The organism is Streptomyces sp. NBC_01217 (assembly GCF_035994185.1).
Taxonomy (GTDB): domain Bacteria; phylum Actinomycetota; class Actinomycetes; order Streptomycetales; family Streptomycetaceae; genus Streptomyces.
On record NZ_CP108538.1, the window covers coordinates 5,497,470 to 5,511,531 of the forward strand.

Genomic DNA, 14,062 nt, shown 5'->3' on the forward strand with positions numbered 1-14,062 from the left:
TGGCCGGGGGACAGCGCGCTCTGGGGAGGCGTCGTGGACGACTATGCGGGTCGGGTGCTTGCCGACCGCTACCGCCTTCCGTTGCCGCCGTCCGATGAGTACGAGCTGGTCGAGACCCGGGCGTTCGACACCTACAGCGGGCAGGAAGTCCTGGTCCGGCAGGTGCCGTTGCCCGAGGTGGTGGATGCCGAGGTGCTCGACGGGGGTGGTGCGGCACCGGCGGCCCGGCGGGTCACCGGGCGGGCCGTGCGGCGGTCCACGGATCCGGCGGTCCGGCGTGCCATCGAGGCGGCGCAGGCGGCGGCCCAGGTTCCCGATCACCCCCGGCTCGACCAGGTCTTCGATGTGTTCGCGGAGGCGGGCTCGCTCTGGATCGTGAGCGAACTGGTCATGGCCCGCCCGCTCGCGGCCCTGCTCGCCGAGCGCCCGCTCAATCCCTTCCGGGCCGCCGAGATCGGCTCCGACGTGCTGACGGCGCTGCGGGTGCTGCACGCCCATGGCTGGACCCACCGCAACATCACCGTCCGTACGGTGCTGGTCTGCGACGACGGCCGCGTCATGCTGACCGGTCTGGCGGCCGGGGCGGCGGAGGAGGCGCTCTGCGGTTACGTACCGACGCCCCGGCCCGACGACGAGGACGAGGGTGGGTACGGCGGCCGGCCGGCGTACGAGGCGGGTCCGGACGGGCCGTACGCGGCGACCCCCGCCGAGGTGCCGGCCTCGCGCGGCCCTGCTGCGATCGAGACGGGCCGGGCGGCCGGTGACCCGTACGGCGCTCCCGGCGTCGACGAGCCGCAGTCCGGCGAGCTGGAGACCGTGCGGCGGCCGGGCAACCCCGTCGTTCCGGCGCCCGCGCCCGAGGCGGGCAGCGCCGCGCAGTTGAGGGCCGAGCGCGCCGGAGCCATCGCCGCCTACCGCGCGGGCGCCCGCGCCGCCGCCCGGATCGGCGAGGAACAGCGCCGGGCCGGGGCGGGCGAGGCGGAGGACACCGGCGGTCTCCCGGCCCAGCGCCCCGTACGGCCGGAAGGGACGGACGGTGCGCGACCGTCCGACGCGGACCACGCAGGCCCACAGCCGACCGGCCCCTGGGACCGGCCCGCCGAGAGCCCGTACGCCGCAGACCCGTACACCGCAGACCCGTACGAACACGATTCGTTCGAAGACGGTTCGGACGACGAGGACGACGACGGCCATGGCGGCGACGGACAGTCGCCGCCCGGGCGGCGACTGCATCTCACCGGCACCTGGAGCGACGGCCCCGGAGCCGGGCGCCCCGTCCCCGCCGGAGGCTCGGGCGAGGACGCCCTGCGCGCCGACGCCCGCCGCCACGGCACCCCCAGCCCCCCGGCACTGCCCGCGCACCAGCCCGAAAAGCAGCAACCGCCGGGCCGCTGGGACGACATCGTCGCGAGCGGCCGTACGGGCCCCGCCTACCGCGGCCCCGCCACCACCCTCGCCGCCGAGCGCGCCCGGCAGACCCGGATCGCCGTGGTCGGCGCGGTCACCGAGCGCTGGGCGCCCGAGCAGGCAGGCCCCGTCCACGAGAACTGGCAGCTGGCGCCGCCGATCGGCCCCGCCACCGACCTCTGGGCGCTCGGCGCGCTGCTCTACCGCGCCGTCCAGGGCCACGCCCCCTACCCCGAGGAGAACGCGGCCGAGCTCGTCCAGATGGTGTGCGGGGAGCCGCCCGCCTTCGCCGAGGAATGCGGTCCGCTGCGCCCCGTCGTCGAGTCGCTGCTGCGCCAGGATCCCACCGAGCGCCCGGACTTCGAGGAGCTGCGCGGCTGGCTGCGCTCGCTCGTACGGTCGGCGCCCGAGCCCGAGGCCGGTCTGGACGTCGTGCCGCTGCCGTCCGTCGACAGCACCCGGCTTCCCGTCGTACGCCGCCGGGGCGAGCTGGTCCGCAGGCGCCGAGGCCGCCTCGGCAGTGCTTCCGCGCACGGCCGCCACCGCCAGACGAGGGAGCGACCCGAGCGGTACGAGAAGCCGCGGCCGCCGCGCGAGCCCAAGGGCCCCAAGGCGCTGCGCACCCCGCCGCCCCGCCCCCGGCCGGGCGAGGGCCGGGCGCCGCGCCGGCTGGGGCGGGTGCTTCTGGTGCTGATCCTGCTGGCCCTGGTCGCCGCCATCGCGTACGCCGTGATGTTCATGCCCAAGGCCGACGGCGAATCCGGTGCCCGCTCCACGGGCCCGGCGTCATCGACGTCCGGTCCGCCGGAGGCATCCGGTTCTCCGGAGCCCGGCGGCGGTGCGTCCGGCGGGCCGTCGCCCTCGCAGCCCTCCGGCGAGCAGCAGCCGCAGACCAGCCGCTCCGCCGTCGCGCTCGCCCCCGGCTACGTCCTGCGCAAGGATCCCGAGGGCTTCGAGGTCGGTGTGCTCAAGGCCTGGCAGCGCAGCCCGGCCAACGCGGACCGTCAGATCCGTTACGGCAGCGACGGCTTCAGCCTGCTGATCGTTCCCGGCCGCGACACCGTCAAGGCCAACGGCGACGACCCGCTGGCCTACCAGGCCGACAAGGAGCTGGAGCTGCAGCCGTTCCGCGACTCCAGCTGGTCGGGGTCGAGCGGACTGCGTCGGATCGACGTCGGCCGACAGGCCATGGCCGAGGGCCAGTTCACCTGGCAGGACGCCAACGGCCGCGAGGTGTACGCCCGTAACCTCGTGATGATTGTCGACGGCCGCTACCACATCCTCCAGGTCATCGGCCCGGAGAACCAGCGCGACAAGGTTTCGGACATCTATGAACAAGCCATCGCCTCCTATCGCGTGACGCCCTGAACACTGGCCGTGCGCCCGGCGGATCGTCGCGGGGCGACAAGCATCACAGTGCGGTCTCGTGGGGGATGCGAGGTTCCGTGGCCGTGCACCCCTCCGTAATCTGGCCTTCGAAGGAACGGGGCGGGGATACGTGGATCGATCACAGGGAACGGACGCGGGACTGGTGCTGGCCGGGAGATACCGGCTCGGCGAAGTGCTCGGTCGCGGCGGCATGGGCAAGGTCTGGCGCGCCCACGACGAGGTGCTGCACCGCACCGTCGCGGTCAAGGAGCTGACCGCCGGGCTGTACGTCGCCGAGGCCGACCGGATCGTGCTGCACGCCCGTACGCAGAAGGAGGCCCGCGCGGCCGCGCGGATCACGCACCCGGGCGTGGTCACCGTCCATGACGTGATCGAGTACGACAACCGGCCCTGGATCGTCATGCAGTACGTCGACGGTCCGTCACTCGCCGACGCGGCCAAGGAGTCCGGCGACATCGAGCCGCGCGAGGCCGCCAGGATCGGCCTCCATGTGCTGGGCGCCCTGCGCGCCGCGCACGGCGCGGGCGTCCTGCACCGGGACGTGAAGCCCGGCAACGTACTCCTCGCCAGCGACGGCCGGGTGCTGCTCACCGACTTCGGGATCGCGGCGATAGAGGGCGACTCGACCATCACCAGGACCGGTGAACTGGTCGGCTCCATCGACTATCTGGCGCCCGAGCGGGTACGCGGCGGCGATCCCGGCCCCGCGTCCGACCTGTGGTCCCTCGGCGCCACGCTCTACACCGCGGTCGAGGGGCGCTCGCCGTTTCGCCGTACGTCACTGATCTCCACCATGCAGGCCGTCGTCACCGAGGAACCGCCACCGCCCGGGAGAGCGGGCCCGCTGGCCCCGGTGATCACCGCGCTGCTCCGCAAGGATCCCGACGACCGTCCGTCGGCGGCGGAGACGGAGCGGATGCTGCTCGACGCCATGGAGGGCCGTGAGCCCCGGGCCGCCCAGGCGTACGTCCCCACGCAGCGTGTCCCCGACGAGGTCCTGCGCACATTCGCCCCGGACGGCCCGTCCGGGGCGAGCCCGGCGGGCACGGCTCAACTGCCCCGTCCGGCCGCCGGTTCCGCCGCCGTCCCGATGCCGGCCCGGGTGACCGGGCGCAGCCGTGGCCGCTGGCGCACGACGGTCCTGGTCATCGCCGCGGCCGCGCTGGTCGGCGGCGGCGTGGGGATCGCCGCGATGAAGTACGGGGACCGTGCCGACCGGCTCGCCGAGCGCAGAGGGACGGGCACGCACGCGACCGACAACCGCGAAAAGCCCGTCACCACGCCCACACCCACGCCGAAGCCCGATGCTCCGGGCAAGGACGTACCCGACGGCTGGTACCGGGTGGACGACCCCGAGGGCTTCAGCCTGATCGTGCCCGACGGCTGGCAGCGCCGGGCGGACGGCAACCAGGTCGACTACACCCCGGACAACGGCGTGCACTACATCCGGATCAGCGTCGACCCGTCACCCGACTTCGAGAACTCCTATATGCACATGCTGAACCTGGAGAAGAAGCTCGCCGAGCGGCTGCCCGAGTACCAGCGCCAGACCCTGCACTCCAACACGTACCGCGACCACGCGGGTTCGCTCTGGGAGTTCACCTGGACCGAGACCAAGAACCACCCCGGCCCGCGTCATGCGATCGACCAGATGTACTACGAGGACACGGGCGGCCCGGAGTACGCGTTGTACATGACGGGCCCGGCATCGGACTGGGACACGACCCGGGAGCAGTTCGACACGATGCTCCGCGGATGGCGTGCGCCCGGCAGCTCCGACTGAGGCCCTCCGGACCGTCGCGGCAGGCAAAGGGGTCCTGATCAGGGCCTTTGTTGCCAGTGATCACTGGCTGGTTTGTGTGGACTGTGAAAACCCGTTACTCACGGGTACCCAAAGCGTGCGGCTGGCCGTACTCTCGCCCTCATGACGGACTCGCAGGCCTCCACGTCCACTCCCGCAGCCGGCACCAACCCCGTGGCCCCCGCCCCCGCGGGCGTGCGCACCGCCGCCGATGTGGTGACACCCGAGGTGATCGCCCGGCTGACCCGTGGTGTGGCCGGCTCCGGCCGTACGGCCAACCACACCCCGTTCACCGGGGAGAAGCTGGCCGATCTGCCCGAGTCCACGCCCGAGGACGTGGCGACGGCCTTCGAGCGGGCCCGTGCCGCCCAGGGAGCCTGGGCCGCGACCTCCGTCCGCGCCAGGGCGGCCGTCCTGCTCCGCTTCCACGACCTCGTGCTCAGCCGGCAGGCCGAGGTGCTCGACCTCATCCAGCTGGAGACCGGCAAGGCCCGGCTGCACGCCCACGAGGAGTTGCAGGCGGTCGCCGTCTGCGCCCGGCACTACGGGCGCAGGGCGTCCGCGTATCTGAAGCCGAAGCGGCACACCGGAGTCGTACCGACGCTGACCAAGGTCACCGAGCTGCGCCAGCCGCGCGGCGTCATCGGCCAGATCGCGCCGTGGAACTACCCGTTGGAGCTGTCCGTCGGCGATGCGCTGCCCGCGTTCGTCTCCGGCAACGCCGTCGTGATGAAGCCCGACACCGAGACCGCGCTGACCGCGCTGTGGGCCCGGGACCTCCTGATCGAGGCCGGACTGCCCGCCGAGGTGTTCCAGATCGTCCTCGGTGACGGACCGGTCGTCGGCCCCGAGGTCGTCAAGCACGCCGACTACGTCTCGTTCACCGGCTCCACCCGCACCGGCCGCGAGGTCGCCCGGGGCGCCGCCGCCCGCCTTGTCGGGGTCTCGCTGGAGCTCGGCGGCAAGAACGCCATGCTGGTCCTCAAGGACGCCGATGTGGAGAAGGCCGCCGCGGGCGCCGTCCGCGCCTGCTTCTCCTCCGCCGGTCAGCTCTGCATCTCCATCGAGCGGCTCTACGTCCACGAGTCCGTCGCCGACGACTTCGTGGCCCGCTTCGCCGCCCGTACGAAGGCGATGCGGCTCGGCAACTCCCTCGCCTACGGCGCCGACATGGGCTCCCTGGTGGGTGAGCGCCAGCTGGAGACCGTCACCCGGCATGTCGCGGAGGCCGTCGAGAAGGGCGCCAAGCTCGTCGCGGGCGGCGCCGCCCGCCCCGACATCGGCCCGCTGTTCTACGAGCCGACCATCCTCGACGGCGTCGAGGCGCCGATGGCCGTATGCAACGAGGAGACCTTCGGCCCGGTCGTCTCCATCTACCGCTTCACCGACGAGGACGAGGCCGTCGCCCTCGCCAACGCCACCCCGTACGGCCTGAATTCGAGCGTCTGGACCAAGGACTCCAGGCGCGGCCACCAGGTCGCGGCCCGGCTGCGGACCGGCACGGTCAACATCAACGAGGGGTACGCCCCCGCGTACGGCAGCGTGCAGTCCCCGATGGGCGGCATGAAGGACTCCGGTCTCGGCCGGCGGCACGGCTCCGAGGGCATCCTCAAGTACACCGAGGCGCAGACCGTCGCCCAGCAGAGGCTGATTCCGCTCGCCCCGTCCTTCGGCATGGACGACGCGAAGTACGCGGCTTTCATGACCCGCAGCCTGAAGGCGATGAAGGCGTTCCGCCTGCGCTGAACCCCCGTCACGACGCAGCACGTTCTGCCCTTTTCGTACCGAGGAGAGCCATGTCCCAGGACAGCCCTGCCCAGAATCAGGCCGAACCGGCCGGAGAGACCGACGACGACGCCGCGTACGACTACGACGTCCTGGTCGTCGGCTCGGGCTTCGGCGGTGCGGTGTCGGCCCTGCGGCTGACCGAGAAGGGATACCGGGTCGGGGTCCTTGAGGCGGGCCGCCGCTTCACCCCCGCCACCCTCCCCAAGAACTCCTGGGACATCAGGAACTACCTGTGGGCGCCCGCCCTCGGGCTCTACGGCATCCAGCGCGTGCATCTGCTCGGCAATGTGATGGTGCTGGCCGGTGCGGGAGTCGGCGGCGGCTCGCTCAACTACGCCAACACGCTGTACGTGCCCCCGGCGCCGTTCTTCGAGGACCGGCAGTGGGCGTCGATCACCGACTGGCAGGACGAGCTGAAGCCGTACTACGACCAGGCCGAGCGGATGCTCGGGGTCCGGCTCAACCCGACGATGACCCCCTCCGACGTCCATCTGAAGGCGGCCGCGCAGGCCATGGGAGTCGGCGACAGCTTCCATCTCGCGCCGGTCGGCGTCTTCTTCGGGGACGGCAAGGACGCCGACGGCACGGCGAAGGCGGAGCCCGGCTCCACGGTCCCCGACCCGTACTTCGGCGGCGTGGGCCCCGCACGCAGGGCCTGCACCGAGTGCGGCGAATGCATGACCGGCTGCCGCCACGGCGCGAAGAACACCCTCAACGAGAACTACCTTCACCTCGCCGAGAAGGCCGGAGCGGTCATCCACCCGATGACCTCCGTCGTCGCGATCACGGACGACCCGGAGGGCGGCTACCACGTCAGCACCGTCCCGACCGACCGCCGCAAGAAGGCCGGGCCCAGGCTGCTGCGCGCCCGCAAGGTGGTCGTCGCGGCGGGTACGTACGGAACGCAGACCCTGCTGCACACCATGAAGGACCAGGGGCTGCTGCCCCGGCTCTCGGACCGGCTCGGCGAGCTGACCCGCACCAACTCCGAGGCACTCGTCGGCTCGCAGACCACCGACCGCCGCTACCGCAAGAAGCACGGCACCCCGAAGGCCGACTTCACCCAGGGTGTCGCGATCACCTCCTCGATCCACCCCGACGACAACACCCACATCGAACCGGTCCGCTACGGCAAGGGCTCCAACGCGATGGGCTTCCTGACCATCGTCCAGGTGCCGTACGGCGGCCGCCGGGTGCTGGGCTGGCTCGGCAACATGGTCAAGCACCCCACCCTCGCCGTGCGGGCGCTCTCCAACCGCCGCTGGTCGGAGCGGACCATCATCGGCCTCGTCATGCAGTCGCTGGACAACTCCCTGACGACGTACCGCAAACCGGGCGGCCTGGGCAAGGGCCTGCTCACCGCCAGGCAGGGCCACGGCGCGCCCAACCCGACGCAGATCGAGGAGGCCACGCGCGGCGCCTCACTGATCGCCGACGAGATCAACGGCTTCCCCGGCTCGAACATCGGCGAGCTGATGGGCACCCCGCTCACCGCGCACTTCCTCGGCGGCTGCCCCATCGGCGCGAGCGCCGAGGAAGGGGTGATAGACCCGTACCACCGGCTGTACGGACACCCGGGCATCTCGGTGGTCGACGGCGCGGCGGTCTCCGCGAACCTCGGCGTCAACCCGTCGCTGACCATCACCGCACAGGCCGAGCGGGCGATGTCCTTCTGGCCCAACAAGGGCGAGGCGGACCCGCGTCCGGCGCAGGGCGAGGCGTACGAGCGGCTGGCCGCGGTCGAGCCGCAGGCACCGGCGGTGCCGAAGGAGGCCTTCGGCGCGCTGAAACTGCCGTTCCTCGGGCTGCCGGCCGTCCCGCCCAAGTGCGCGGACAAGTAGCGGACAAGCAGCAGGACAGCAGAAGGGGCTGCACCCCCCTCCGAGTGCAGCCCCTCCATGCTTACGGTGACGAGACGCCTTACGCGTCGGTGTCACCGTTCCTGCGGCGCCGCACGATGAACATCGCGCCTGCGCCGAGCACTACGGCCGCGCCGCCCGCGGTGGCGAACACCGGCACCGCGGAGGACGAACCCGTCTCCGCGAGGGCGCCGGAGACCCGGCCCGTCGGGTTGTCGGCCGGCCTGGTGGACGGGACCGGGACGCTGCCGCCGGTCTGCGGCTTCGAGCCGCTGTCGCCGGACTTCACGATCTTGAACTTGTACGCGACGTCGCTGACGCCCGCGCAGTCCTTGTCGCCCACGTAGAAACCGACGCCGAGGGTGAACGCGGCACCCAGCGGAGCGGTCGCCTCCACCCGCAGGCGCATCGGGATGTCGACCTCGTGGCCCGCCGGGATCTCGTCGGACCGGCCGACGTAGCCGATGGTCCGGCCGTCCTCGTCGAGCTTCTGCCATGTGCGGGTGTCCGGGTCGAGGAACTGCAGGCCGACCTGGTTCGACTTGAAGAGGTAGTCCTCGCCCGCGTAGGCGCTGGAGGCACCGGCAAAGTAGTCGATCGACTTCACGGTGGTCTTCGAGGAGTTGTAGACGTTCATCTTGAAGGTGTGCCAGCCACTGCCCCGGGCGATATTGCCGGGCAGGCCGTTGACGGAGATCTCCAGGTCGGACTTCTCGCAGTCCGTCTGCTCCTCCGGAACCGGCGGGGAGGAGGGCGGGCCGACCGAATCGCTGGGCGTCACGCTCGTGGAAGCGGCGGGGGCCACGGCGGTGTCCGGCTCCGGTGCCGTGCCGGTGGTGGCTGCGCCGGTGGTGGCGGAGCAGGTCGGCTCGGCCTCTGCCGTCGGCTCCGCATCCGTCGAGGCGGTCCCGGTCGATGTGGGTGACGCACTGGAACCCGTCCCCGGCGTCGGTGTCCCGGCGAACGCGGCCGGGGCAGTCAGGACCGCGACAGGGACGATCACTGCCGTGGCGGCGGCGAGCGCCATGGCGCGGCGAAGCTTCATGACGGCCTCGAAGGTCCGGCGTACCGCCGTGGGCGGTACGGAAGAGCGGGACGGGCCCGCCGTGCCGGGGCACGGGCGGGATGGGTGGTTCCGCATGATTGACCCGCGGTCGGCCGCAATGGTTGCGCGGATACTCACAGAACCTTTATGTGACGCCACTCACGTTTCTCTCCGTGCCCAATCCGTGACCTGCGGGTGCGCAACTGTTCACCCGGTCACGCGGTCGAACTCGTATCGCTGTCACAGCAGTCGCACCGCCCCCACCGACCTCAGAGAGTCCGCGATGAGAACGATTTCCCCGAGCGCCGTGCTGCGCCGGGCCGCCGGTGGTCTCGCCGCCACCGGCCTGCTGGCCGCCGGTTCGCTGGCCCTCGGCAGCCCCGCGCAGGCCGCCGGTCCCGAGCTGGTGATCGGTGGCCCGGCGGCGACCGCCCTGTACCCCTTCCCGGCGAGCGGTGCACCGCGGAAGTCGACGGTCGCGATCACGGTCGACAACCCGTCGCGGGACGGTGAGCACGGCACCTTCGACGGCGACTTCACCGTGACCTTCGACCTGACCGGGATCGCGGGCGTCGCCGTCGCCTCCTTCGCCCGGACCGGCGGCACGGACTGCGAGGTCACCGGGCCCACCGCCGTCTGTCACGGCCACGGCCTCGGGCCCGGCCGGAACACGCTCACCGAGCTCGAACTCTCCGCCGCCGAGGGCAGTAGCACGGGCGACTCGGGCACGATCGGGGCCACCGGCACGGCGGACGGAGCGACGTTCGCCGCCTTCTCCACGAAGGTCGTCATCGGCGGCCCCGACCTGGTGATGGAGCGGCTCCCGCTGAAGCAGAAGCTGAATCCCGGCGACACCCAGCCGGTCCCCGTAACCTTCACCAACAGCGGCACACGCGCGGCCGACGGCGTCGTGCTCACCCTGATGTACTCGCGCGGCCTGGACTTCGTCGAGCGCTACGCGAACTGCGCGTACAGCGAGGGTGAAACGGGCAGCGGCTTCCCGGCCGGTACCATCGCCCGCTGCTCCGTCCCCGGCATGTACGAAGCGGGGGCGACCTACCGGCTCGCCGTACCGCTCTCCCTCAGGGCCACCGAGCACGCCCTCTACGACACGTTCGTCTACCGCATCGAAGAGGCGGACGGGGCGGACAGGGAGCAGGGGAACGTGCCGGGGCGCGGCGCGCGGCATGCGGCGGCGGGCGCCGGTGCGGGCGAGGGGCCCGTGCTCACCCTGAAGGAGTCCGCCGCCGTCCGCGGTGTGGACCTCGCCCCCGGCGACAACCAGCAGGAGGCGGACTTCGTCACCGCGAACTCCGCCGACTTCGTGGCCTACGGCGCCCGCGTGAAGGGCGCCGCGGGCGACACGGTCGCGGCCACCATCGGCTTCCGCAACAAGGGCCCGGCCTGGGTCGGGTACCTGCGCTCCGGTGAACCCGTCGCCACGGTCGACTTCACCGTCCCCGAGGGCGCCTCGGTCACCGGCAGCCCCGCCGCCTGCCGGGGCGTGACGGCCGACGGGCAGTACCGCGCGAACCCGAGCGGCGCGCCCCGCTACGTCTGTGACACGTCCATGGCCGTACGGGACGGCGCCGACTTCGCCCTGCGCTTCCAGTTGAAGATCGACAAGGTGGTGACTGGAGCCTCCGGCGCGGTCAGGGTGCGCACCCCGCACCTCGCCGCGCCCCGCGGGCTGCCCTTCGACCCGAAGCCGGGCAACAACACCGCGCAGCTCGTCCTGAACAGCGACAGCGACAGCGGCGACAACGGTGACACCGGCACAAGCGGTGGTGACGGCGGCTCCGGATCCACCACCACGGGCGGAGGCTCGGCGGGGTCCGCCACCACGGGCGGCTCGACCGGCGGTTCGACCACTTCAGGCACCGCGACGGGCGGCTCCACCGGCGGCGCCCTGGCCTCGACCGGCACCGTCGCACTGCCGGTGGCCGCAGGTGCGGTGGCCGCGATCGCGGCGGGCGGCGTGCTGTACGCGACGGCCCGACGCCGCCGGCACGGGAGCTGACAGCCGGACGCGGAGGCGGGCCGTGGTCTCGGCACCGAACTGGACGGCTGATCCCCGCGCGGATCGTTTAGACCGGATACGGTCGGCTCCGGGCGTCCCCGGAGCCGACCGTTCTTGGGGTGACCGGGCTGCTGTCCCCTGCTGACCGGTCACGCACGCTGGGGCGCGGTCCCACGGCGTACCTGCAGTACGCCACACGCTCCAGCGGAGCCACGCGTGGTTTCTTTCCAAAGCCGCCCCTGGCTGGCACGGACACCGGGACCAACGAAGCCGCGGCGGACCCGGTCACGCGCCGTACGGGTGAGAGTCGGCCCGAACTGGGATACGCCCTGGCCTCCCCGGTCCGCGGGTTGTCAGGCCCGGCCGCGGCAGAGCTCCAGCAGCGTCATGGCGAGGGAGGTGCCGGGCTTGCCGAGCGCGTCCCGGTACTGGCCGAGGATCTCCATCTCGCGGGAGAGATTGATCCGGCGGCCGCCGGAGGTGATCCGGGCCTCCTGGATGACCGTCGAGACGGCCATCCGCTCCTGGACGAGTCCGATGATCCGGGCGTCGAGGGCGTCGATGCGGGACCTCGCGCCGTCGATCAGCGCTGCGGCCTCATCGGTGTGCGCACCGGTCTTCTCGGCGGCGGTCTTCGCGGTACCGGTCTTCTCGGCGGTGCTCTTCGCGGGGGCGGTGCTGGTCATGGTGATGACTCCTCGTGGGGTGCGGCCCCCGATCCGACCGGTCCGGAACGCCAGAACGCCCCGGGCCTTTCGGCCCGGGGCGCCTGGAACGTTGCTTGTCAGTGGATCAAGCAGCACGACCATGGCAGCCGGCGGGCCGGATGCCATAGGTAAAGACGAAGGTCGTGTGCTGACGCATGTCCTCAGTATGGCCCCGGCCGCACGGGCGGGCCAACACGGGGCCCGGATGCTGAGACGCCGCCCTCCCCGCGGCGGGGTGCCTGCGCTTCCCGCACCCCCGTCCGAGCGTGACGACGGCCGCCCCCGCAACCCCGGTAGAATCGACAAAACCGACCCCCTTTTCACCGCCGGAAGGCCGCCTCGTGCCATCAGCACCCCCTGCCGCCCCCGAAATCGCCACCGATGTGGTCCTCGTAGTCGACTTCGGGGCGCAGTACGCCCAGCTCATCGCCCGACGCGTCCGTGAGGCCCGGGTCTACAGCGAGATCGTCCCGTCGACGATGCCGGTGGCCGAGATGCTGGCCAAGAACCCCCGGGCGATCATCCTGTCCGGCGGCCCCTCCTCGGTGTACGCGGAGGGCGCGCCCTCCCTCGACCGTGCGCTGTTCGAGGCCGGGGTTCCCGTCTTCGGCATGTGCTACGGCTTCCAGCTGATGGCCACCACGCTCGGCGGCACCGTCGACGACAACGGTGCCCGTGAGTACGGCCGTACCCCGCTGACCGTCTCCAAGACCGGCTCCACGCTCTTCGAGGGCACGCCCGCCGAGCAGTCGGTGTGGATGTCGCACGGCGACGCCTGCTCCGCCGCCCCCGAGGGCTTCACCGTCACCGCGTCCACGGACGTCGTGCCGGTCGCCGCCTTCGAGAACGACGAGAAGAAGCTCTACGGCGTCCAGTACCACCCCGAGGTCCTGCACTCCACGCACGGCCAGCAGGTCCTGGAGCACTTCCTCTACCGCGGCGCCGGCATCGAGCCGTCCTGGACCACGACCAATGTGGTCGAGGAGCAGATCGCGCTGATCCGCGAGCAGGTCGGCACCAAGCGCGCCATCTGCGGCCTGTCCGGCGGCGTGGACTCCGCGGTCGCCGCGGCCCTCGTGCAGAAGGCCATCGGCTCCCAGCTGACCTGCGTGTACGTCGACCACGGTCTGATGCGCAAGGGTGAGACCGAGCAGGTCGAGAAGGACTTCGTGGCCGCCACCGGCGTCCAGCTGAAGGTCGTCGACGCCGAGGAGCGGTTCCTGACCGCGCTGGCCGGGGTCTCCGACCCCGAGCAGAAGCGGAAGATCATCGGCCGGGAGTTCATCCGCGTCTTCGAGCAGGCCCAGGCCGAGCTCGTCGCCGAGGCGGGCGCGGCCGGCGAGGACGTCGCGTTCCTCGTCCAGGGCACGCTCTACCCGGACGTCGTGGAGTCCGGCGGCGGCACCGGCACCGCCAACATCAAGTCCCACCACAACGTGGGCGGTCTCCCCGACGACATCGAGTTCCAGCTCGTCGAGCCGCTGCGCCAGTTGTTCAAGGACGAGGTTCGGATGGTCGGCCAGGAGCTCGGCCTGCCGGACGAGATCGTCCAGCGCCAGCCGTTCCCCGGTCCCGGTCTCGGCATCCGGATCGTCGGCGAGGTCACCAAGGAGCGGCTCGACCTGCTGCGCGAGGCCGACGCCATCGCCCGCGAGGAGCTGACCGCGGCCGGTCTGGACCGCGACATCTGGCAGTGCCCGGTGGTCCTGCTCGCCGATGTCCGCTCGGTCGGTGTCCAGGGTGACGGCCGCACCTACGGCCACCCGATCGTCCTGCGCCCGGTCTCCTCCGAGGACGCCATGACGGCCGACTGGTCGCGCCTGCCGTACGAGACCCTCGCCAGGATCTCGACCCGCATCACCAACGAGGTCGCCGACGTCAACCGCGTCGTCCTCGACGTGACGAGCAAGCCGCCGGGCACGATCGAGTGGGAGTAACCCTCCCCGGACCTTCCCGCAGGGTCGGTGTGATGCCGCCGCTCATTCGTCCGAGCGGCGGCATTGCCGTATGTGCCGGCTCGAACCCCCTGGCAACCTGCGGCAACCG

The 14,062-nt window shown here is 72.0% G+C and carries 8 protein-coding genes; 6 read left to right on the forward strand and 2 right to left on the reverse strand.

Annotated features, from left to right (window positions below):
• Positions 1-33: 33 nt before the first annotated feature.
• From OG507_RS24765 to OG507_RS24780, 4 genes are all read left to right on the forward strand, one after another.
• Positions 34-2,775, forward strand: a complete 2,742-nt coding sequence (locus OG507_RS24765) for a protein kinase (RefSeq protein ID WP_327369363.1) — start codon at positions 34-36, stop codon at positions 2,773-2,775.
• Between the two features lie 130 nt (positions 2,776-2,905).
• The gene (locus OG507_RS24770) at positions 2,906-4,579 is read left to right on the forward strand and encodes a serine/threonine-protein kinase (protein ID WP_327369364.1); all 1,674 of its coding nucleotides are present in this window, start codon (positions 2,906-2,908) and stop codon (positions 4,577-4,579) included.
• A gap of 141 nt (positions 4,580-4,720) precedes the next feature.
• Complete coding sequence (locus tag OG507_RS24775) at positions 4,721-6,343, forward strand: succinic semialdehyde dehydrogenase (RefSeq protein WP_327369365.1); 1,623 nt, start codon at positions 4,721-4,723, stop codon at positions 6,341-6,343.
• Positions 6,344-6,393: 50 nt separating this feature from the next.
• Positions 6,394-8,226 carry a GMC family oxidoreductase gene (locus OG507_RS24780; protein WP_327369366.1) on the forward strand — a complete coding sequence of 611 codons (1,833 nt, stop codon included), beginning with the start codon at positions 6,394-6,396 and terminating at the stop codon, positions 8,224-8,226.
• Positions 8,227-8,305: 79 nt separating this feature from the next.
• Here the strand turns inward: OG507_RS24780 and OG507_RS24785 are convergent, their stop codons facing one another.
• Positions 8,306-9,289 (reverse strand): LAETG motif-containing sortase-dependent surface protein, encoded by a 984-nt coding sequence (locus tag OG507_RS24785; RefSeq protein ID WP_327369367.1) that lies wholly within the window; start codon positions 9,287-9,289, stop codon positions 8,306-8,308.
• Positions 9,290-9,572: 283 nt separating this feature from the next.
• Between OG507_RS24785 and OG507_RS24790 the strand changes: the two genes are divergently transcribed.
• Positions 9,573-11,309: a peptidase gene (locus OG507_RS24790; RefSeq protein WP_327369368.1), complete on the forward strand. Its 1,737-nt coding sequence runs from the start codon at positions 9,573-9,575 to the stop codon at positions 11,307-11,309.
• Positions 11,310-11,662: 353 nt separating this feature from the next.
• Here the strand turns inward: OG507_RS24790 and OG507_RS24795 are convergent, their stop codons facing one another.
• Positions 11,663-11,995 carry a chorismate mutase gene (locus OG507_RS24795; RefSeq protein WP_327369369.1) on the reverse strand — a complete coding sequence of 111 codons (333 nt, stop codon included), beginning with the start codon at positions 11,993-11,995 and terminating at the stop codon, positions 11,663-11,665.
• 362 nt (positions 11,996-12,357) lie between these two features.
• Between OG507_RS24795 and guaA the strand changes: the two genes are divergently transcribed.
• Complete coding sequence (gene guaA / locus OG507_RS24800; protein WP_327369370.1) at positions 12,358-13,953, forward strand: glutamine-hydrolyzing GMP synthase; 1,596 nt, start codon at positions 12,358-12,360, stop codon at positions 13,951-13,953.
• Positions 13,954-14,062: the final 109 nt, after the last annotated feature.